The 20,502-nt window shown below is 47.1% G+C and carries 19 protein-coding genes; 13 read left to right on the top strand and 6 right to left on the bottom strand.

Going from position 1 to position 20,502, the window contains the following annotated elements; genetic code table 11:
• The first annotated feature begins 21 nt into the window (after window positions 1–21).
• From rnhA to P2W84_RS11900, 3 genes are read left to right on the top strand one after another with little or no spacing between them, the layout of a single operon-like run.
• A complete protein-coding gene (gene rnhA, locus P2W84_RS11910; RefSeq protein ID WP_276090698.1) occupies window positions 22–495 on the top strand; it encodes a ribonuclease HI in 474 nt (157 codons plus the stop codon).
• Between the two features lie 44 nt (window positions 496–539).
• Window positions 540–1,076 carry a pyridoxamine 5'-phosphate oxidase family protein gene (locus P2W84_RS11905; RefSeq protein WP_276090362.1) on the top strand — a complete coding sequence of 179 codons (537 nt, stop codon included), beginning with the start codon at window positions 540–542 and terminating at the stop codon, window positions 1,074–1,076.
• Window positions 1,077–1,119: 43 nt separating this feature from the next.
• Window positions 1,120–2,571 (top strand): alpha-L-fucosidase, encoded by a 1,452-nt coding sequence (locus tag P2W84_RS11900; protein ID WP_276090361.1) that lies wholly within the window; start codon window positions 1,120–1,122, stop codon window positions 2,569–2,571.
• 46 nt (window positions 2,572–2,617) lie between these two features.
• Here the strand turns inward: P2W84_RS11900 and P2W84_RS11895 are convergent, their stop codons facing one another.
• Window positions 2,618–3,094, bottom strand: coding sequence for an Lrp/AsnC family transcriptional regulator (locus P2W84_RS11895; RefSeq protein WP_276090360.1), 477 nt, complete (start codon window positions 3,092–3,094; stop codon window positions 2,618–2,620).
• 344 nt (window positions 3,095–3,438) lie between these two features.
• Here P2W84_RS11895 and P2W84_RS11890 point away from each other — a divergent pair, with 344 nt between their 5' ends.
• The 4 genes from P2W84_RS11890 (at window position 3,439) to uxaC (ending at window position 10,916) form a co-directional block, all read left to right on the top strand.
• Complete coding sequence (locus P2W84_RS11890) at window positions 3,439–5,415, top strand: beta-L-arabinofuranosidase domain-containing protein (RefSeq protein WP_276090359.1); 1,977 nt, start codon at window positions 3,439–3,441, stop codon at window positions 5,413–5,415.
• 63 nt (window positions 5,416–5,478) lie between these two features.
• Window positions 5,479–8,232 (top strand): TonB-dependent receptor, encoded by a 2,754-nt coding sequence (locus tag P2W84_RS11885; RefSeq protein WP_276090358.1) that lies wholly within the window; start codon window positions 5,479–5,481, stop codon window positions 8,230–8,232.
• An 81-nt stretch (window positions 8,233–8,313) separates the two neighbouring features.
• On the top strand, window positions 8,314–9,513 hold the full coding sequence (uxuA, locus tag P2W84_RS11880; protein WP_276090357.1) for a mannonate dehydratase: 1,200 nt from the start codon (window positions 8,314–8,316) through the stop codon (window positions 9,511–9,513).
• Complete coding sequence (gene uxaC, locus P2W84_RS11875) at window positions 9,510–10,916, top strand: glucuronate isomerase (protein ID WP_276090356.1); 1,407 nt, start codon at window positions 9,510–9,512, stop codon at window positions 10,914–10,916. Before uxuA ends, uxaC begins: the two co-directional genes overlap by 4 nt.
• 21 nt (window positions 10,917–10,937) lie before the next feature.
• Here the strand turns inward: uxaC and P2W84_RS11870 are convergent, their stop codons facing one another.
• Genes P2W84_RS11870 through P2W84_RS11860 form a run of 3 tightly spaced genes read right to left on the bottom strand, consistent with a single transcriptional unit; the run spans window position 10,938 to window position 13,691 of the window.
• Window positions 10,938–11,552, bottom strand: a complete 615-nt coding sequence (locus P2W84_RS11870) for an LUD domain-containing protein (protein WP_276090355.1) — start codon at window positions 11,550–11,552, stop codon at window positions 10,938–10,940.
• Complete coding sequence (locus tag P2W84_RS11865; protein ID WP_276090354.1) at window positions 11,545–12,924, bottom strand: lactate utilization protein B; 1,380 nt, start codon at window positions 12,922–12,924, stop codon at window positions 11,545–11,547. The genes P2W84_RS11870 and P2W84_RS11865 overlap by 8 nt, the downstream gene beginning before the upstream one ends.
• Window positions 12,925–12,929: 5 nt before the next feature.
• Complete coding sequence (locus P2W84_RS11860; RefSeq protein WP_276090697.1) at window positions 12,930–13,691, bottom strand: (Fe-S)-binding protein; 762 nt, start codon at window positions 13,689–13,691, stop codon at window positions 12,930–12,932.
• 206 nt (window positions 13,692–13,897) lie between these two features.
• On the opposite strand from P2W84_RS11860, the gene kduI reads away from it, so the two are divergent.
• Genes kduI through P2W84_RS11845 form a run of 3 tightly spaced genes read left to right on the top strand, consistent with a single transcriptional unit; the run spans window position 13,898 to window position 16,657 of the window.
• The gene (gene kduI, locus P2W84_RS11855) at window positions 13,898–14,740 is read left to right on the top strand and encodes a 5-dehydro-4-deoxy-D-glucuronate isomerase (RefSeq protein WP_276090353.1); all 843 of its coding nucleotides are present in this window, start codon (window positions 13,898–13,900) and stop codon (window positions 14,738–14,740) included.
• Window positions 14,741–14,744: 4 nt separating this feature from the next.
• Entirely contained in the window at window positions 14,745–15,878 is a 1,134-nt protein-coding gene (locus P2W84_RS11850; RefSeq protein WP_276090352.1) for a DUF4861 family protein, read from the top strand.
• An 8-nt stretch (window positions 15,879–15,886) separates the two neighbouring features.
• Window positions 15,887–16,657, top strand: a complete 771-nt coding sequence (locus P2W84_RS11845) for an SDR family oxidoreductase (protein WP_276090351.1) — start codon at window positions 15,887–15,889, stop codon at window positions 16,655–16,657.
• Here P2W84_RS11845 and P2W84_RS11840 read toward each other — a convergent pair.
• The gene (locus P2W84_RS11840; RefSeq protein WP_276090350.1) at window positions 16,654–17,526 is read right to left on the bottom strand and encodes an AraC family transcriptional regulator; all 873 of its coding nucleotides are present in this window, start codon (window positions 17,524–17,526) and stop codon (window positions 16,654–16,656) included. The genes P2W84_RS11845 and P2W84_RS11840 overlap by 4 nt on opposite strands.
• Window positions 17,527–17,698: 172 nt before the next feature.
• Between P2W84_RS11840 and P2W84_RS11835 the strand changes: the two genes are divergently transcribed.
• The gene (locus P2W84_RS11835; protein ID WP_276090349.1) at window positions 17,699–18,094 is read left to right on the top strand and encodes a response regulator; all 396 of its coding nucleotides are present in this window, start codon (window positions 17,699–17,701) and stop codon (window positions 18,092–18,094) included.
• Here P2W84_RS11835 and P2W84_RS11830 read toward each other — a convergent pair.
• The gene (locus tag P2W84_RS11830) at window positions 18,089–18,334 is read right to left on the bottom strand and encodes a hypothetical protein (protein ID WP_276090348.1); all 246 of its coding nucleotides are present in this window, start codon (window positions 18,332–18,334) and stop codon (window positions 18,089–18,091) included. The genes P2W84_RS11835 and P2W84_RS11830 overlap by 6 nt on opposite strands.
• Window positions 18,335–18,587: 253 nt before the next feature.
• On the opposite strand from P2W84_RS11830, the gene P2W84_RS11825 reads away from it, so the two are divergent.
• Entirely contained in the window at window positions 18,588–19,151 is a 564-nt protein-coding gene (locus P2W84_RS11825; RefSeq protein WP_276090347.1) for a UbiX family flavin prenyltransferase, read from the top strand.
• Between the two features lie 22 nt (window positions 19,152–19,173).
• A complete protein-coding gene (gene mtaB / locus P2W84_RS11820; protein ID WP_276090346.1) occupies window positions 19,174–20,493 on the top strand; it encodes a tRNA (N(6)-L-threonylcarbamoyladenosine(37)-C(2))-methylthiotransferase MtaB in 1,320 nt (439 codons plus the stop codon).
• The last annotated feature ends 9 nt before the right edge of the window (window positions 20,494–20,502 follow it).

Here is a 20,502-nt window from a genome sequence, read left to right as displayed (position 1 = left end):
AAGCTAGCTTTGCGGCTTATGATGATTGAGATCTTTACCGACGGAGCGGCAAGCGGCAATCCGGGGCCCGGAGGATATGGCGTTATCCTGCGCGCTGGCGCGCATTATAAGGAACTGAGTGGGGGGTACAGAATGACGACAAATAACCGGATGGAACTGATGGCCGTGATCGTAGGCCTTAGTGCGTTGAAATCTCCGGGACAGCAGGTAACTGTATTCTCAGATTCTAAGTATGTGATCGATTCTGTCGAAAAGAAATGGGTTTTTGGTTGGGTAAGGACAGGGTTTAAAGGCAAAAAGAATAAGGATTTGTGGATGAGGTTCCTGCAGGTCTACAGGCTTCATGAAGTGAAGTTCGTATGGGTGAAAGGACACAATAACCATCCCGAGAATGAGCGCTGTGACCAGCTCGCTGTAGCTGCTTCCCGGAACCGAACGGCACTGGCTATTGATGCAGAATTTGAGGCAGAACAGGGTAAATCAGGTTTACTGTAACAAAATCCGGCTTTCCGTTGTTAGTTCAGAAAAAAAACATAACTATGAACAGCATCAATCAAAACCAGCCGGAACACAATACAGAAAACCTGAGCCAGTATGACGCCATCGAAAAGATCCGTGAAATCATAAAACAGTCGGACGTATGTTTCTTCTGCACAGAACCTGCAAACGGACCTTCTGCGGGGGTACGTCCCATGACGGTACAGCAAATAGATGAGGAGGGCATACTGTGGATCATGAGTGCCAATGACAGCCATGCCAATGCGGAGATTGCACTGGACAATCGTGTGAAACTTTATTTTCAGGGCTCTAAACATTCGGATTTTCTGTATCTGACAGGTGAGGCGGAGATATCTGGAGACAGGGATAAGATCAGGGAGCTGTGGAACCCAATTATGAAGACCTGGTTTACCGAAGGGGAAAGTGATCCAAGGATATCCCTGATCAAGGTTGCGCCCGCCTCTGGTTATTACTGGGACAATAAAAACGGCAACCTGGTGGCAGGCATCAAGATGATGATCGGAGCGGCTATTGGCAGAACGCTTGACGATTCCATAGAAGGTACGCTAAAAGTTTAGCGGAAATACCTATCTTGGATGGTAAATTACACACAAACCAAATATGAAGAAGTTATTTACCATCCTTTTTATGGCTTTGTCTATGGGAGTGGCGCAGGGCCAGAAATATGAGCCAAACTGGAATTCCTTGAACCAAAGAAAGATACCCGGGTGGTTTCACCAGGACAAATTCGGGATCTTTATCCATTGGGGCGTCTATGCAGTACCTTCCTTTGCTCCTGTAATTGAAAACAGCGGCGAAAGCTATTCTGAATGGTACTGGTACCGGATCATGGAGAAATCGAAGAATTTTCTTGATTTTCATAACAAGAATTTTGGTGCCGACTTTGAATACCCTCAATTTGAAAAGCGTTTTCATGCAGAACTCTTTGATCCGAAGCAGTGGGCCGATGTGTTTAAGCGTTCGGGCGCCAGATATGTGGTATTAACTTCCAAGCACCATGAAGGTTATGCGCTCTGGGACAGCAAGGAAGCGGATAAAAGCTGGGGAAGGCCCTGGAATGCGGTAAGCGGTACGCCAAAGCGCGACCTGCTGGGCGATCTGACCAGTGCGGTCCGCGATGCAGGATTAAAGATGGGTTATTATTATTCGCTCTATGAGTGGTACAACCCCGTCTGGAAACAGGACCGGCAAAAGTATGTAAAAGAACACATGTTCCCCCAATTTAAAGACCTGGTCACCCGGTACAAGCCATCTGTAATATTTTCAGACGGAGAATGGGACCTCAAGGATACGGAGTGGAACAGTCCTGAACTCCTGGCTTGGCTCTATAATGAATCACCTGTGGCTAAGGAAGTGGTGGTGAACGACCGGTGGGGCAGCAATACCAGGGAGAAGAATACGGCTTCTACTTATACAACTTCTGAGTATGGAAGTGGTATGGACCCAAATGTAATCTGGGAAGAAAGCAGGGGAATAGGTCATTCGTACGGTTATAACAGGAATGAAAAGCTGGAGGATTACAAAACCAGCCATGATCTGATCCTGATGCTGGTAGACATTGTATCCAGGGGCGGGAACCTGCTGTTGGATATCGGTCCAACCGCCGACGGGCGTATCCCCGTGATCATGCAGCAGCGATTGACAGATATCGGAAGCTGGCTTACCATAAACGGCGAGGCGATATATGGGACAGAAGCATATAAACAATCGTATCAGTGGAGCGAAGGCAAGATGCCTGAAAAAAGCGGTAAAAGCTATATGGCTGGATATGATATTGCCAAAATGGTGCAGCCGACAAAGGAACAGGCTTATGTAGAGGCTTTTTATACGGTGAAGGGTAAGGATCTGTTTTGTATTTATCCTGCCTACAGCCCGGTTCTTAAAGTACGTGGCCTGAATCCAAGAGTAGGTGTTAAGGTAAGTATACTGGGTAGTAACGCGAAACTGAATCTGAAGAAATCAGGTAAGGATGCGGTTGTAGACCTTTCAGGCCTGAAGCCCGGAGATGTGCCGGAAAAGCTGATTGTGCTGAAACTGGAAAATGCACTTTAAGAAAAGGGCCTTCCGACAGGAAGGCCCTTTTTTATTCCGATGAATGTTATATGTTTTCCAGCGGGTAAGCAAGTTCCCTTTTGGCTTCATTGATCACAAAATGACTGGTATAGGCTTGTACATTTGTCATCTTTGAGAGCTTCTGGATCAGGAATTCCTTGTAAGCGAGCATATCCTGTACGACAATCTTAAGAACGAAGTCGATCTGTCCGGTGGTATGGTAACATTCCATGACCTCCTGATGTACCCTGATCTGTTCCTGAAATACGGTGAGTGCCCCTGAACTGTGATCGGCGAGTTGTACGTTGATGAAAACGATCATCAGGCCGGTCAGTTTTTCTCTGTCGATGAGTGTTACGCTGTCTTTAATATAACCCAGGTTCTTCAAACGGTTAAATCTCGTAAAAATAGTGCTGGGCCTGCGGCGCAGTTTTGCGGCAATTTCTTTACTGGTAAGCTTTGCGTCCTGTTGAAGCAGCTTTAGGATTTCGCGGTCGGTCTGGTCTAGATATTGAGTGCTCATACAGCCTTGGTTTACTGTAGTCTTTAAAAAAATCCGTAAATTATATCAGGTCCTCTTAAAACAGACAAGGGATGAGCGCCTGTGTTACAAATATAACTTATTATTTTGAAGAAAACAGGTCTTTTGAAATAAAATTCTTTGTATGTGGTTTGTTGCTAATTGTCTAAGAATAATGTTCTGTTTGATGGACTGATGTCCTGTTTGCCGCCCGGGTCTGACAGGTATAATTTCCGGCAGTTAACCACATCGTTTCCGGATATATGAGGCAATAGCTTTATATTGCAGCTATGTGTGCAGCACCAGCATGTGCTGCATGGCACCGCACAAAACCAAATTGACCACAAATGAAATTTAAACAGATCATGATCATGCTGCTGCTGGGCGCTTCATTGAAAGCCTCGGCGCAGTTAAGGCAGAACCCATACAGAGAACTGCCACTGGGCGCTATTAAGCCGCAGGGCTGGTTAAAGGAAATGCTATTGCGCCAGAAGGATGGTGCAACAGGTAACCTGGACAAACTTTATCCTCTGGTAATGAACCATCGTAATGGTTGGCTTGGCGGGGATGGCGACCAATGGGAGCGTGGGCCATACTGGATAGACGGCCTTGTCCCGCTTGCCTATATACTGAAGGATAAAACGCTTATTGATAAGGTGAAACCCTGGATAGAATGGTCGCTAAAAAGCCAGACCGAGGATGGGTACTTCGGACCTTCAAAGGATTATCCGGGAGAGCCGGGTGTCCAGCGAGACAATAGCCGGGACTGGTGGCCGAAAATGGTCATGCTGAAGATACTAAAGCAGTATTATGCGGCAACAGGAGATCAGCGTGTCATTAAACTGATGACCAACTATTTCAAATACCAGTTAAGGGAGCTGCCCGGAAAGCCACTTGACCACTGGACTTTTTGGGCACGGTACCGTGGCGGCGATAATTTGATGATGGTCTATTGGTTGTACAATATCACGCACGATCAGTTTTTACTGGAGCTGGGGGACTTGTTGCATAAGCAGACATTTGATTTCACCAATGCCTTTTTGAATACGGACATGCTGACCAGGATGGGCAGCATCCATACTGTGAACCTTTCGCAGGGCATGAAGGAACCGCTGATCTATTATCAGCACCACCCGGAACAGAAATACCTCGACGCTGCAAAAAAGGGCTTTGCCGATCTGCGCAAATACAATGGGATGGCCCATGGATTGTATGGCGGTGACGAGGCGCTCCACGGCAACAATCCAACACAGGGCTCTGAACTGTGTACTGCAGTGGAAATGATGTTTACCCTGGAAAGCGGACTGGAAATTACAGGAGATGCGGAATATGCCGACCAGTTGGAAAAGATCGCCTTTAATGCTTTACCTACACAGATTTCGGATGATTTTATGACGCATCAGTATTTTCAGCAGGCAAACCAGGTTATGCTGACCAGGCAGATGCATAATTTTGGCGATAACCACGGTGGTACGGACATTTGTTTCGGTTTATTGACGGGCTATCCTTGCTATGCCTCAAATATGCACCAGGGCTGGCCAAAATTTACGCAGAACCTGTGGTACACTACTGCTGACAAGGGGATCGCTGCCCTCGTATATTCGGCCAGTGAAGCCACTGCGAAAGTTGCCGGTGGCGTAGAGGTAACCTGGAAAGAGGAAACGAATTATCCTTTTGAGGAGAAGATTAAGTTTACGTTGCAAAGTGGCAAGAAGGCAAGTTATCCGTTCCACCTGCGCATACCTGCCTGGTGTAAAAAGGCTGTTGTAAAGGTAAATGGTCAACTGCAGCAGGAGGCCGCAGGAAACCAGGTCATAAAGATCAGCCGGGAATGGAAGCCGGGGGATGTGATCGAGTTGAGCCTGCCGATGCATCTCTTTAAGAACAAGTGGTATGAAAATTCCATATCCATTGAGCGCGGGCCGATTACCTATGCGCTAAAAATAGGGGAGGACTTTAAAAAAGTGACAAACGTTAAAGATCCGAAGGATTATGGTGATTACTATTATGAAGTGTATCCGACGACCCCATGGAATTACGGGATCTATGACATGAGCAATGACAAGCTACCAGAGCATTTCAGGATAGAGGCCACCGGAAAAGTAAGTAACTACCCCTGGAATTTAGAGAATGCTCCTTTACAGATCAAGACCAGGGCAAAACGTATCCCTTCCTGGAAGTTGTATAATGACATGGCTGGGCCACTTCCGTACAGTCATATTTATGGACTGGAAACGGAAAGTGAAGAAGAGGAAATTACCCTGGTCCCTTATGGCTGCACTACACTGAGGATAGCGCAGTTCCCTCAGGCCGGCAGCCGGTAGCGTTTGATATTGCAAATTGATTCCCTATATTAGTCGCAGATATAACCTTATAAAAAACCTATTATGGATACAAAACGCTCCTTTATCACCGGACGCCGGAAGCGCTCCTTTATTTTTCTATTAACCACATTATTGATTTCAGGTATTATTGCATTTGCCCCAGGGAATGATGATCCGCTTGAAAAGCTGGTAGCTGCCCTGGAAAAATGGACGGCCGCCAATCCTCAGGAAAAAATCTATCTGCATACGGACAAACCTTACTACCTGGTCGGAGATACCATCTGGTTTAAGGCTTATGTTGCTGTTGGTGCGAAACATCAGCTGTCGACACTCAGCGGCGCTGTTTATGTCGACCTGATCAGTGAATCGGACTCTACTGCACAATCATTGAAATTACCGCTCACAGCAGGCATGGCGAGCGGCGCATTTGTACTGGCGGACAGTACCATGAGCGACGGCAGCTACAGGATAAGGGCTTATACGCAGTGGATGCGGAATGCCGGAAGCGATTATTTTTATGACCGTGTATTCAGGGTGGGTAACAGTATCGCAAACCCGGTATATTCGACGATAAAATATGAATATGCAAAGAACGGAGCCAATACAGTCGTGACTGCTGTGGTAACTTATACAGATGATAAGGGTGAACCTTATGCCGGCAAGGAGGTAAGCTATGACGTGCTCGACAACAGCAGCATGATCGTGAACGGAAAGAAGCAGACAGATGCTAAGGGAGAAGTAAGGATAGAACTTAAACCCGGCAAACAGGGTAAGTTTACCAATTCTCGTCTGGCCACCCGCCTTCGCCTTGACAAGGAATCTGTTGTTACCAAGAATTTTATGGTCAAATCGGTCGCTATGGAATCTGATCTCCAGTTTTTCCCTGAAAGCGGGCCGCTTGTAAACGGGGCGCGCAGCCGTATAGCATTTAAAGCTACAGGTACCGGCGGAAACGGTATTGATGTAAAGGGCGTTATTGTGGACAATGACAATAACCAGGTAGCAGAGTTTGAAAGCAGCCACCTTGGTATGGGTGTTTTCCAGATGACACCAGAAACAGGCAAGCAGTATACCGCTAAGGTGACTTATGCTGATGGTTCCCAAAATACGGTAAAGCTGCCTGCAGCATCAGACGATGGCTTTAATATGGCAGTCTTTAACAACTCAGAGACCGATACGGTACTGATCAGGATAAGACCCGGTGCTGCGGCCTCAAAAAGTGGCAATGAAAGTGTCGGTCTGATCGCCCAGTCTGGCGGTACGGTATTTTTCGCCAACAATATTGCTGTAAACAAACCTACTGTAACGATACCTGTACCTGCTAAGGAACTGCCGACCGGTATTGTACAGTTTACACTGATCTCTTCAGCCGGTGCTGCCATAAACGAACGTATCGTATTTATACAGCATGGTGAGGAGATGAAACTGAACCTGACGCCATCGAAGCAGTCTTATGGAGTCAGGGAAAAAGTAGCCATTGACCTGACCGCATCGGATGCGGAAGGCAAACCGCTGACCGGTAGCTTTTCTGTATCAGTGATCAATGAAACTGCTGTTCCTGTGGAAGAAGGCAGGGAAAACAGCATTTTTGCGCAACTGCTCCTGACTTCGGATATCAAAGGCTATATCGAGGAGCCAAACTATTACTTTACAAATGTGAGTGAAGAAACCAGGTCGAACCTGGATATACTGATGATGACCCAGGGATACAGAAGATTCCTGTGGAAAGACCTTGCTTCAGGAAAGCCGTCAGTGCAGAGCTTCAAGGCTGAGAAGCTGACCTCGGAAATTACCGGAAAGGTACTTACCCTGGGCAACAAACCTTTGCAGGGTGCTAAGGTGATTGTTATGAGCAATAAGATGGGTGGCATTGTTGGAGATACGGTTACGGATGCCCAGGGCAATTTTAAGCTTGACCGTCTGCTGATTGCGAAAGGTGTAGAGTTTACCGTCCAGGCGAGATCTGATAAAGGCAGCAATAAGGTTGAACTGAAGCTGAATATGCCAAGCGCTCAATTGCCTACACCTAACCCTAATATAGGTGATATAGAACTGGATTCCCGCAAGACGATGGCTTCTGTACTTGAAAACTCACGAAAACAGGAGAGTGACCTGCTGAAGCGCGGAATGCTGGGAAGGACACAGCAATTGAGGGAGGTACAGATCAAGGCGCGCAAGCGTTCGACAAATTCCAACGGAATTTACTCCATTCCTGACGGGCATGCAGACAATACCATCAAACCCGATCCTACTGATCAGTTTAAGGATGTACTTGAGTTCATGACCATGCGTCTCCCTAACGTTACCTTCAGGATGGAGGATACCGGCGAATGCGGTCAGCTGATGGTCCCTTATTCCAGAAATGAGCGTTTGACCATTATCCTTAACGGACGCAAGCTTACCCCTTGTGAAAACCTGCCTTTGTACGAGGCTAACCCTTCGGATATTGTCAAGATCGATGTAGTCCGCAGTAACATGGCGCTGATGAATATGATCGGCGGATCCGCACTGATAGTCACCACCAAGCACGGAGCCTACAGACTGAGTAACGATTTCTCGGTGAAACAATATTCTCAACAGGGCTACGACGTGAGCAAGGAATTTTACTCACCTAAGTATAATAATGATGGTAATGATTCCCAGCTTGCTGACCTGAGGACAACTGTTTACTGGAACCCGATGATCGTCAGCAAGGATGGAAAGGCAAGTTTTGATTTCTTCAACGCAGATAGCAAAGGCACTTACCGTGTACTGGTAGAAGGGATGACCCCCGATGGAAAACTGGGCCGGAAGATCGTCCGTTACAAAGTAGAATAGCGCAAACGTTTTCGATAATAAAAGGGGCAGGAACTGCCCCTTTTGTGTTTTCAAGCTCTATATTTAGCTAACAAATATATCATGAGCGATACAGGAACTATTTATTCTATGGAACAGACAATGCGCTGGTTTGGGCCAAGTGACCCGGTAAGTTTATGGGACATACGCCAGGCGGGATGTACTGGGGTGGTAAGTGCCTTACACCACATCCCCAACGGAGAAATATGGTCTGTGGAAGCTATCAAAGCGCATAAGCGTCTGATCGCAGATGCGGGTCTCCAATGGGAGGTAGTAGAAAGTGTTCCGGTACATGAGGCGATAAAGACACAGCGTGAGGGTTTTGAGCATTATATTGATAATTATCTTCAATCGCTTAGGAACCTCGCAAACTGTGGCATCCGGGTCGTTACCTATAATTTCATGCCTGTACTTGACTGGACCAGAACGGACCTGGCTTATGAACTGGACAATGGAGCAAAGGCACTGAAGTTTGAGCGTGCAGCGCTGATTGCTTTTGATGTATTTATGTTATGCAGGCCCGGTGCAGAAGACGATTATACTGCTAAAGAACTGGCAGCTGGAAAGCTGCGCTTTGAAGCCATGAATATACAGGAAAGAGAAACCCTGCAGCGGAATATCATCGCCGGCCTTCCGGGAAGCGAAGAAAGTTTCACCCTCGCGCAGTTTCAGCAGGCATTGGATAATTATAAGGGTATTGATGCGGACCGGCTTGCACAAAACCTTATCTATTTCCTCTCCAGAATTGTTCCCGTGGCAGATGAAGAGGGCTTAAAGCTGGCAATCCACCCGGATGACCCTCCCTATGCCATTTTCGGCCTGCCCAGGGTAGTCAGTACCGCCGGGATGCTGCAACGTTTATTTAAGGCTGTTCCGTCGGTAAACAACGGACTTTGCTTTTGTACCGGCTCTTTTGGGGTAAGGGAAGACAACGACCTGCCTGAAATGCTGAAGATGTTTAGTGACAGGATACATTTCCTTCACCTGAGAAGTACCCGAAGGAACGAGGAAGGAGATTTCTATGAAGATAATCATCTTGAGGGAGATGTGGACATGCATGCTGTCGTTAGTGCTATATTAGCGATTCAGCAACAGCGGAAGGTACGGCTGCCCATGCGTCCTGATCATGGGCATCAGATGCTGGACGACCTGAAAAAAAATACAAATCCCGGTTACTCGGGTATCGGCAGGTTAAAAGGACTTGCCGAACTAAGAGGCCTGGAATTTGGCCTGATCTGCGAATTATACAAATCCGGGCAATGACAGAAGGTGCAGTAATATCAGAAGACTTTTTATTAAGCAGCGGTAAAGCCAGGGTGCTTTATCATGATTATGTTAAGGATTTGCCGGTAATCGATTACCACAATCACCTGCCTCCCGCTGAGATTGCAGAAAATAAGAAGTTCAGCACGCTGACGGAGATCTGGCTGAAAGGGGACCATTATAAATGGCGTGCCCAGCGTGCGCTTGGCGTAAGCGAAGCATTTATTACCGGGGAGGCTTCAGACTATGAAAAGTTCATGGCCTGGGCGAAGATCGTTCCCGCTACGGTAAGAAACCCGCTTTTTCACTGGACGCACATGGAACTTAGGGATCCATTTGGTTTGAACAATTACCTTAATGAACGCTCGGCAGAATGGATCTATGCACATTGTAATGAGTTGCTGTGCCAGGACGGGTTTTCGACACAGGGCTTGCTGGAACACTATAAGGTAGAAATGGTGGGTACTACGGACGATCCCTGCGACGATCTCGCTCATCACCGGCAGTTAACAGAGAACGGATATGCTGTGAAGGTCAAGCCATCATTCAGGCCGGATAAGGCTTTGATGATTGATAAAACAGAACAGTTCCGGGAATATATGAAAAGGCTTTCTACCGTAAGCGGTGTAGAGATCACAGATCTGCCTTCGCTGATTGAAGCCCTGGCAAGTCGAGTGGCGTACTTTGATCTGCACCATTGCGTTATTTCAGATCATGGCCTGTCTGCGTTACCTGCAACTTACCTGCTGACTGATGCGGAAAAGTCAGAGTTTGAAGTTTTTCTGATGACCGAAGGAAGTGTTTTCTCCAACCCCGATGCCTTTTGCGGGCATGTGCTGACAGAACTGTGCCGCATGTATCATGAGCGGGGCTGGGTTCAGCAGTTCCATCTGGGCGCGATCAGGAACAATAACCTGGGTATGTTTTACCGGTTGGGTGCTGATGCGGGATATGACTCTATTGGTGATTTTGCACAGATAGAGCGCATGTCTAAATTTTTTGGTTATCTCAGTGCAACCGACCAGTTGGCCAAAACGATTATTTATAACCTTAATCCTGCCGATAATGAGGCTTTTGCCGCGATGACCGGAAACTTTGCCGATGGGGATGTAAAAGGAAAAATGCAATTCGGTTCAGGATGGTGGTTTCTCGACCAGAAGGACGGCATAGAGCGGCAATTGAACGCATTGTCCAATATGGGCATTTTGAGTAATTTTATTGGTATGCTCACGGATTCCAGAAGTTTTCTCTCTTATTCGCGGCATGACTATTTTCGCAGGATACTTTGCAACCTCCTTGGCGCGGAAATGGAAAGCGGCCTGCTACCTGACGACGAAAAATGGATCGGGCAGATCGCTGGCGATATTTGTTATCAAAACGCAAAAAGTTATTTCGGGTTGTAATTCAATCTTATCCGGAAGATTTCAGTCATGCAGCAGGAAGACGGTCATGTTTTTCGGGCCATGAGCTCCGAGTACCAGTGATTGCTCGATATCTGCAGTTTTGGAAGGACCTGCGATAAATGCACCGAACCCATAATCCGTAGCCCCGATCTCTTTATAAGCCTCATGCATGGTTGGGTAAATGCGCCTCGCACGTACCACGACGGCAAGCTGCTGACAGATGAAGGGTACGACACGTTGCTGCATCAGGCTTTCTGTAATCCATAATGCCGCATTTTCCCCCACGCCGAAATGCGCTTCAATAATGGCCAGGTCAAGATTCTCGAAACTGTGCGGGTCATTTTCCTGCCAGTCTCTTTCGATGCTGCCCGATAACTGGGAAAATGTGCTGATGATGCGCTTATGGTCTTTGAAATGGGTCGCGATGAATGCAGATATCTCTTCATAACTATACACATCGGCTACGGCACCCCCAATGGCAATGAGTACAGTTTTAAACTGTTCGATGGCTGCTTTGTTGACGGCCTGTGCTTCCTGCTGACCTGCCGGAGCATATTGTTGTATGTCATCTGGCAGCGGACGGTAGCCCGGCTGATTTTGTTTTATCCTGGAGAGTATTTGTGCCCTGCTATTCATTTTCTTTGTTCAGTTTATACCATTCACTAAAGGATTGCGTAGGTGCCTTTGGCATTTCCCTGTGCTTATACCAGGGGTTGAGCCCGTTACTGACGGCAAAGGGCGCATAACGCATGACCAGCCGGCCAGCTTTTCCTGCCAGTTTATATAATGCCGGATTGGATAATGTAAGACTCATCGCTTTCATTGCCGCTGTTTTTTTACCATCAGAATGTCCTTCCCGTACGATGACCTGCCGCCATTTATACAGTTGCTCGTGAATATTGATCTTCACCGGGCAAACATTGCTGCAGGAGCCACAAAGGGTAGAGGCAAAAGGCAGATCTGAATATTTATCCATATCCAGATTGGGGGCCAGGATAGACCCGATAGGACCGGCAATGGCGGTATGATAGCTGTGGCCACCGCTACGGCGATATACAGGGCAAGTATTCATACAGGCACCGCAACGGATGCATTTCAGGGAATTGCGGAAATCTTCCCTTCCAAGCTGCGTAGTTCGGCCATTGTCTACGAGCACGATGTGCATAGCCTGGCCTGGTCTCGGTCTCCTAAAATGACTGGAATAAGTAGTTATCGGTTGTCCCGTGGCGCTTCTGGCCAGCAACCTCAGAAATATCGCCAGATGCCGGCGCAGGGGGACGAGCTTCTCAATCCCCATGCAGGCAATATGGACATCGGCCAGATGAGCGCCCATATCTGCATTTCCTTCATTGGTACATACGACGAATTCGCCGGTTTCTACGACAGCAAAGTTTACACCGGTAATGGCAGCTTTACGGGTAACGAATTTCTCCCGCAGGTGTACTCTGGCGGCAGCGGTCAGAAAAACCGGGTCTGCCATGCCCTCAGGTGTGCCCAGGTGTTCATGGAAAAGTTCCCCGATCTCCTCTTTTTTCTTGTGGATACAAGGTAGTACAATATGGCTTGGAGGTTCCTCTGCAAGCTGGACGATCCTTTCGCCCAGATCCGTATCCACTACATCTATGCCTTGCTGTTGCAGATATTCATTAAGATGGCACTCTTCAGTAAGCATAGACTTGCTTTTGACAATACGGTCGATCTTGTGTCTGCTCAGGATCTGATGTACGATCTGGTTGTGTTCTTTACTATCTGATGCCCAGTGTACGGTAATTCCGTTCTTTGCTGCATTTTTCTCAAACTCCTGGAGATAGTCATGGAGGTTGGAAAGTACATTATCCTTGATCTGCGAGGCGGCGGACCGCAGTTGTTCCCATTCTGGGATTTGATGCGCCGCCTTGTCACGCTTTGCACGTACGAACCATAGCGTTTCGTCATGCCAGTTTACCCTGGCTTCATCCCTGTTAAAATCATCGGACAGGGCCGCGTGGTCTTTATTTTTTGTGTTCATGGGAATCAATCGGTTGTGACAGGTATACGCTCTGGTTCTGCGTTAAGGATCTCAGCAATATGAATCACTTTAACGTTACTGTTCTGTCTCCTTAATATGCCTTCCATGTGCATTAGACAGGACATGTCTGCACCGGTAATGTATTCGGCCCCGTTCATCAGGTGGTCATTCACCCTGTCTTTACCCATTTTCGCAGAGACGGCTTCTTCGGCTACACAGAAGGTTCCGCCGAAGCCACAGCATTCATCCTTCCGGTTCAGGCTGATCACTTCCAGATCTTCGACCATATTCAGTAACTGCATCGGCTTTGAAAAGGGCTGGGCTACCAGTTCACTCATCTGTGACAACATCAGCCCGCGTTGTCCGTGGCAACTTTGATGTACACCTACCTTATGAGGAAAGCGGGCATTAAGCTTTTTTACTTTGAGCACATCGGTCAGGAACTCCGTAAGTTCATATATCCTGTTTCTGATGTGCGCTGCTTTGTCTTCCTGGCCCTGTGCATGAAGATGTTCCTTCAGGTGGAGCACACAGCTTCCGGAAGGAGAGACGATATAGTCAAAGCCGGAAAAGTTATCGATGAACAGGTGGTTGCAACCTCCTGTGAGGTGCTCATACCCTGAGTTCGCCATGGGTTGCCCGCAGCAGGTCTGCCCTGCAGGGTACACCACGTTGACCCCGAGCTTCTTCAGTAATTTCAGGGTAGCGATAGCTGCTCCGGGGTAAAACTGGTCCACATAACATGGTATAAAGAGTCCGACTGTAATCATATCTGGTTGAGTATGGGCGGTAAAAGTAAAGCTTAAACAAACCTGAAATTCTACGTTTTTGGCTAAAAATTATACGATTTTAGCAAGGTTTTGTGGTTTTATGACCGGAAGCTGCCCGTTTTCGGTAACTTGAAAAATATGAGTAGCTTGCGCTTCAGGAACCTGCATTGTTATAAAACCAAAACACAGCATCCAGTTGACAAATGAAAACATATTTTGAAGGGCGTTTTGCCTGCAGCCCAAGGGAGGTCAGGGGAATGGATACAGAGGAATTAAGAACTAATTTTCTGATCACCTCTTTATTTAAACCCGATAGTGTCTGTCTTACCCTCAGTCATTATGACCGGTATATTGCAGGAGGCATTATGCCGGTTGAGGGCCACATAGGCCTTGTGGCCCCGGAAGCACTAAAGGCAGATTATTTTCTGGAAAGACGGGAACTTGGGGTGATCAACATAGGCGGCAGCGGAAAAGTGGTTGCAGATGGAAAGTCTTATGACCTGAATTATAAGGAAGCTCTATATATAGGCCGGGGTACCAAAGCGGTATCTTTTATCTCGGATGATCCGGAAAGACCGGCGAAATTTTATATCAACAGCGCACCGGCGCATACCGCTTACCCAGCTGTGAAGGTATCAAAGGAAAATGCCGAAGTGGTTGAACTTGGTGCTGCCGAAACTGCAAACAAACGTACCATCAATAAACTGATCGTAAATAGCGTAGTGAAGACCTGCCAGCTCCAGATGGGCATGACAGAATTAAAGGAGGGGAGCGTTTGGAATACCATGCCTCCGCATACGCATGACAGGAGGATGGAAGTGTACTTTTATTTTGAGGTTCCGGATGGTCAGGCAATCTGTCATTTTATGGGAGATCCTTTGGAAACCAGGCATATATGGGTGCAGAATGAACAGGCGGTGATCTCTCCGGACTGGTCAGTGCATGCTGGATCAGGTACATCAAACTATACTTTTATCTGGGGAATGGCAGGTGAGAATCTCGATTACGGCGATATGGACCATTGTGCGGTAACGGAACTGAGGTAAATGCATGAAAAGATACCTGTCTTTATTGTTGTTGTTTGCGCTTTCAGCCGGTGCCGAACTCCGATCACAGGATAAGGTGATGGCGGTGTTGGCGGTTGAGAATCCTTCGGCTCTTGATCGCAGTGAGCTGGCGGAGGTTCAATGGTCAGCGCTGATTAAAAGAAATCCTGCCATAGACCCGGCAAATTTTAAGGTTGTCGATGCCACAGGAGCAGAAGTACCATGGCAACTGGAAAACGGGAATGCCGGTGGTAAGCGCAGGTTGCTGCTGCAATTGAAACTGGCCCCGCATGAGAAAATGAAACTGACTGTACTGACGGGTAAGGCTATGTTTTTTGACAGTAAGGTATATGGCCGGTATGTGCCGGAAAGGTTCGATGATTTTGCCTGGGAAAATGACAAGGTGGCGCACCGCATGTATGGAAAAGCTCTGGAAAACAGAAAGGATAATGCCTTTGGTACAGATGTCTGGGTAAAGCGGACGGAACGCCTGATCATTGACGATTGGTATAAACGCGGCGATTATCATACCGATCATGGAGAGGGTATGGATTATTATAGTGTCGGATTTACACTGGGTGCAGGCGATATCGCTCCCTTTAATAAAGACTCTATCTATTATTCAGGCAATTACCGGAGCTGGAAGATACTGGAGAACGGACCTCTGAGGTTTACTTTTCAGCTTGGCTATGAAAATTGGGATGTGGCTGGCAAACCGGTTTCGGTGACCAAGACCATTTCGCTGGATGCAGGCTCGTACATGAACCGTGTAGAGGTCGCCTACAAATTCAGCGGAAAGGAACTGCCAGCCGTTGTCGGTATCGTTAAGCGTGAAGGAGAAGGGAGGGTATTGATGCGGGAGAAATCCGGCATACTTGGATATTGGGAACCTGAACACGGGCAGGATGGCCACACGGGGATAGGCGTGATCTGTCAGGTAAGTCCCTTAAGAATAGATGAGGACAAGAAGCATTTCCTGATGCATGTTGATGCAAAACCAGGTCAGCCACTGGTCTATTACCATGGATCAGCCTGGAATAAGGCAGGCCATATCACAGACCATGCCTTGTGGTTTGCCTATCTTGAGCGGTTTTCAGAAGGGTTACGGAAACCGGTAATTGTTAGGGTATTAAAATAATTTTAATCATGCCAGTATCAGAACTTTTTAATTTAAATGGCAGACTGGCCCTGGTTACGGGCTGTAATAAGGGGATTGGAAAAGCAATGGCTGAGGCACTTGCAGACGCCGGGGCAGATATTATCGGCGTTTCCACTAACATGGAACTGCAAAATAGTGAAATCGCGCAGGCCGTTGAAGCTGCGGGAAGGAGATTTTATGCTTACCGGTGCGACTTCGGAAACAGAAATTCACTGAAGGCGTTTTGTAATGCAGTTAAGGCCGACCACCCTGTTATTGACATCCTGGTGAACAATGCAGGTATGATACAGCGGAAACCCGCTGCTGAACATCCCGATGAATATTGGGACGAAGTTATTGCCGTGAACCAGACCGCACCTTTCATATTAAGCCGGGAAATAGGAGCGGAGATGGTGCGCCGAGGTACAGGAAAAATTATTTTTACCGCTTCACTGCTTACCTTTCAGGGAGGCATAAATGTACCGGGATATGCAGCAAGTAAGGGTGCAATAGGTCAGCTGACCAAAGCCTTTGCCAATGAGTGGGCCGGAAGAGGAGTAAATGTCAACGCTATTGCGCCTGGTTATATTTCGACAGATAACACAGCTGCTTTAAGGGCGGACGAGCTGCGCAGCCGGGCAATCCTGGAACGTATACCCGCAGGCAGATGGGGCAATCCGGATGACTTCAGGGGGCCAGTGGTTTTTCTTGCTTCAGAGGCTTCCGCTTATATTCATGGCACTGTCCTGACTGTTGACGGAGGCTGGATGGGCCGTTAACCTTTCTGAAGGAATGACTTCTGGTAGCTTAGCGGGCTTTTTCCGGTAATCATCTTAAAATGCTTGTGGAAACTGGCAAAGTTTTGAAAACCACTTTCATAACAGATCTGCTTCACGTTCATGTTGTCTTCGATCAATAATTTGCAGGCATGGCCGACACGTATTTCGCTGATAAACTGCGTATACGTTTTACGTGTTCTCGATTTGAAATACCGGCAGAATGAATTCGGACTGATGTTGGCCACTGCCGCCATCTCTTCCATGGGGATCTTACGCTTGAAATTGGTAAGGGAATAATTATAAATGGCATTGATACGGTCCTTCTCCGTTTCCTCAAAATTGTGACGGAAACCAATTGAAGACAGTAAATTTGGGTTTGCGTTTGCCTCTATGGCCAGGAGCGACTCAATGAGCAAGAGCAACCGCCTGGGGCCTTCAGAGAAAAGAATGGACTCAATCATTTCCCCGATAGGTTTCTTGCTTTTCTCCTGTACCACGACACCCCGTTGCGCTTTTTCCAGGATGGTCTTAAGTGGCTTGTTTTCGGGAAGGTTAAGGAACGTACTTCCCCAGAAGCTTTCATTGAAATGCACAACGATTACATCCGCGTTATTTTTCTGGTCTTCGCTGAAGTAAGTTTCATCGAATTTCCAGTAATGGGGAAGGTGCGCACCTACCAAAATCACGTCGCCTGAACGGAAACGCTTAATGCTGTCCCCAATAAATTGAGTCCCGTTACCCTTTTTAAAATAGATAAGTTCTACTTCGGAATGATAATGCCAGCGGTTGTTAATGTAAGGTACGTTGTCCCTTCTTGCATTAAAGGAGTTGACTGGGTGGTTAGAAACTTTGAGCAACTGCGGCTTCATAGGTTGGTCAGGTTTAATTTGGTGTGTCGTTAAAAATAAGAATAATAGTAATAATATACGCATATTTTAAGTAATGGGTCTTTTTTGTGCCAATAATGCTGAATTTTAAAAGTGCAAAACAAACACTGGGAGGAATTGTTATCCTAAGCCATTACAGGATATTATTGTTGAAATGAATGCGCGTGAGCCAAAGCGGATCCTGATCATCGAGAATGATCAATCGCTGTTACAGCTGTTAGAGGAGATCTTTGAGGGCAATGGATATCAGACCTATGCATATCAGCATGTGGATGATATTTTTGCTGTATTTGACAAACACAAGCCAGATGTAGTATTGCTGGATTATCTGCTGCCGGGTATAAACGGTGGCGAGCTGTGTGCACAACTGAAACGCGAACCTACTACAGCAAACGTTCCTGTGGTCATCTGTTCTGCTTATCCTCAAGTGCTGCTCTCCCTGGGTAGTTACGGCTGCAACGCCTTCGTCGCTAAACCCTTTGAAATCAACTACCTGCTCAGGGAAGTTGAGGACTGCATCGCCAATCCGGAACGGGTACTTGTATTATAAGGCAGAGGTCTGTATCTTTTGGTCAATGGCCCTGCCGATCCTGTCGATTTCATGCTGAGGTATCTCACCCCAGATGACCTGCCATTGTTCTTCTTTACGGAGTTGTACCTTTTTACCGCCCAGTTCAAGTTCAAAAAAGGGGGAGCCGTCTGTAGTTTCATTGCGGTGCACTGAGACACTGATCTTCTTATCGTGATCTTCGAGTTCGATATCGAAATACTCATTTGTTTTTTTGTCCATAATGTATGTTTATCTTAATGGTTAACGCTTATTGACGGTGAAAGTTTGCTGAATAAAACCTGTGTGCAGTCGTACAAAAAACTGTGTTTAAACTTTCATTTATTGAAAAAAAGATATTACATTTGAGCTTACCCTTTCAAAGGGGTATGTTTTTCATAGGTAGATGTAGGGTCGAAAAGTAATTTTTCGGCCCTTTTTTTGTTTTTATAAGGAGTTCCGGCGGCATCAACCGCTTTTTAATATTATAGTAAGGATGGGCAAAAGAAAAATAGTTATTGCGGTTACGGGTGCAAGCGGGGCCATTTATGCCAAATTGATGCTGGATAATCTAACAGCACTGGAAGCGCAGATAGCCAGCGTAGGCGTAGTTATGTCTGACAATGCCAGGGAAGTATGGCAGTATGAACTGGGCAATGATCTGTATGACAGTTATCCTTTCGATTTTTATCATAAAATGGACTTTAATGCGCCATTTGCTTCAGGCTCTGCAAAATTTGACACTATGATTATTATTCCATGCTCGATGGGAACTCTGGGCCGTATTGCACATGGAATATCCAACGACCTGATTTCCCGTGCAGCGGATGTGATGCTTAAGGAAAGGCGGAAATTGATTGCCGTGGTCAGAGATACGCCGCTTAACCTGATCCATATCAACAACATGAAGGCGGTCACCGAAGCCGGAGGGATCATTTGTCCTGCGAGTCCTTCCTTTTATGCCTTGCCCAAGACCATTGAAGATGTCGCTCAAACTGTAGTCAGCAGGGTAGTCGACCTGGCAGGACTGGAACAGGACAGCTTTCGGTGGAACGAATAGTTTTGTTATCTTTGCGGGCTAAATGAAGACGGTTGCATTTTACACGCTGGGCTGCAAGCTGAATTTTTCAGAGACCTCCACCATAGGCAGGTTGTTTACGGATGCAGGTTATCGCGTGGTAGCGTTTACGGATGGTGCGGATGTGTATGTGATCAATACCTGTTCAGTTACTGAACACGCAGACAGAAAGTGCCGCAAGGTAGTGAAGGAGGCCCTGAAATATTCTCCTGACGCCTATATAACGATCGTGGGCTGTTATGCCCAGTTAAAGCCCGCCGAAATTGCGGAGATCGAGGGCGTAGATATGGTGCTTGGCGCAGCGGAGAAATTCCGTATCGTAGAGTTTATTTCCGACCTCACCAAGCAGCCAAAAGCCGTTATCCATCAGCAGAACATCGAAAAGGTAAACCATAACTTCATTGCAGCCTATTCCATTGGCGACCGTACGCGTACATTTTTGAAGGTACAGGATGGCTGCGATTATCCCTGCACTTATTGCACCATACCTCTGGCCAGAGGCGGCAGCAGGAGCGATACCATAGAAAACGTAATGGACCGTGCGCGGCAAATCGCCGCCTCAGGCGTCAAGGAGATTGTGCTTACCGGTGTAAACCTGGGCGATTTCGGGATACGCGATGGCAGGCGGGAGGACCGTTTCTTTGACCTTGTAAGGGCGCTGGATGAAGTAGAAGGGATAGAAAGGATCAGAATTTCCTCAATCGAGCCTAACCTGCTGTCTAATGAGATCATTGATTTTGTGGCTATCTCTAAACGTTTTGTCCCCCATTTTCACATTCCGCTCCAGTCGGGTTCCAATAAAGTACTGGGTTTAATGCGCAGACGTTACCGCCGGGAACTGTACGCGGAAAGGGTGGCTAGGATCAAGTCGGTAATGCCCGATTGCTGTATCGGTGTGGACGTTATTGTGGGGTTCCCTGGTGAGACCCGGGAGGACTTTCTGGACACTTACCAGTTCCTCAATGAGCTGGAAGTTTCTTATCTGCACGTGTTTACCTATTCTGAACGCGAACAGACCGCCGCTGCAGAAATGCAGGAACGCGTTGCCGGGAGCGTACGCGCTGACCGGAACAAAATGCTCCACATTCTTTCAGACAAAAAACGCAGGGCCTTTTATGAGTCCCAGATCGGAAAAGTTGCGGAAGTCCTCTTTGAGGATGATCAGAAGGATGGGTTTATGCATGGCTTTAGCCGGAACTATGTAAAAGTGCGGGCAAAATATGACCCTGTACTTGTCAATGAAGTCAAACTGGTCAAACTGGTAGAGATCGGTGCAGCAGGCGAAGTGGAAGTTGCCGAAATCGAAACGGTTTTAGCGCATTAATCCTATATT

Origin of the sequence: Pedobacter sp. JY14-1 (genome assembly GCF_029269825.1) — a bacterium.
Classification (GTDB): domain Bacteria; phylum Bacteroidota; class Bacteroidia; order Sphingobacteriales; family Sphingobacteriaceae; genus Pedobacter.
This window is presented reverse-complemented; position numbering and strand designations above follow the sequence as displayed.

What these genes read in the sequence shown, in the direction of transcription:
- P2W84_RS11895 (WP_276090360.1), bottom strand. Translation starts at nt 3,094, where the DNA reads ATGAGCACTCAATATCTAGACCAGACCGACCGCGAAATCCTAAAGCTG.
- P2W84_RS11845 (WP_276090351.1), top strand. Translation starts at nt 15,887, where the DNA reads ATGCCAGTATCAGAACTTTTTAATTTAAATGGCAGACTGGCCCTGGTT.
- P2W84_RS11890 (WP_276090359.1), top strand. Translation starts at nt 3,439, where the DNA reads ATGAAATTTAAACAGATCATGATCATGCTGCTGCTGGGCGCTTCATTG.
- rnhA (WP_276090698.1), top strand. Translation starts at nt 22, where the DNA reads ATGATTGAGATCTTTACCGACGGAGCGGCAAGCGGCAATCCGGGGCCC.
- P2W84_RS11865 (WP_276090354.1), bottom strand. Translation starts at nt 12,924, where the DNA reads ATGAACACAAAAAATAAAGACCACGCGGCCCTGTCCGATGATTTTAAC.
- kduI (WP_276090353.1), top strand. Translation starts at nt 13,898, where the DNA reads ATGAAAACATATTTTGAAGGGCGTTTTGCCTGCAGCCCAAGGGAGGTC.
- uxaC (WP_276090356.1), top strand. Translation starts at nt 9,510, where the DNA reads ATGACAGAAGGTGCAGTAATATCAGAAGACTTTTTATTAAGCAGCGGT.
- P2W84_RS11905 (WP_276090362.1), top strand. Translation starts at nt 540, where the DNA reads ATGAACAGCATCAATCAAAACCAGCCGGAACACAATACAGAAAACCTG.
- mtaB (WP_276090346.1), top strand. Translation starts at nt 19,174, where the DNA reads ATGAAGACGGTTGCATTTTACACGCTGGGCTGCAAGCTGAATTTTTCA.
- P2W84_RS11870 (WP_276090355.1), bottom strand. Translation starts at nt 11,552, where the DNA reads ATGAATAGCAGGGCACAAATACTCTCCAGGATAAAACAAAATCAGCCG.
- uxuA (WP_276090357.1), top strand. Translation starts at nt 8,314, where the DNA reads ATGAGCGATACAGGAACTATTTATTCTATGGAACAGACAATGCGCTGG.
- P2W84_RS11830 (WP_276090348.1), bottom strand. Translation starts at nt 18,334, where the DNA reads ATGGACAAAAAAACAAATGAGTATTTCGATATCGAACTCGAAGATCAC.
- P2W84_RS11850 (WP_276090352.1), top strand. Translation starts at nt 14,745, where the DNA reads ATGAAAAGATACCTGTCTTTATTGTTGTTGTTTGCGCTTTCAGCCGGT.
- P2W84_RS11900 (WP_276090361.1), top strand. Translation starts at nt 1,120, where the DNA reads ATGAAGAAGTTATTTACCATCCTTTTTATGGCTTTGTCTATGGGAGTG.
- P2W84_RS11825 (WP_276090347.1), top strand. Translation starts at nt 18,588, where the DNA reads ATGGGCAAAAGAAAAATAGTTATTGCGGTTACGGGTGCAAGCGGGGCC.
- P2W84_RS11835 (WP_276090349.1), top strand. Translation starts at nt 17,699, where the DNA reads ATGAATGCGCGTGAGCCAAAGCGGATCCTGATCATCGAGAATGATCAA.
- P2W84_RS11840 (WP_276090350.1), bottom strand. Translation starts at nt 17,526, where the DNA reads ATGAAGCCGCAGTTGCTCAAAGTTTCTAACCACCCAGTCAACTCCTTT.
- P2W84_RS11885 (WP_276090358.1), top strand. Translation starts at nt 5,479, where the DNA reads ATGGATACAAAACGCTCCTTTATCACCGGACGCCGGAAGCGCTCCTTT.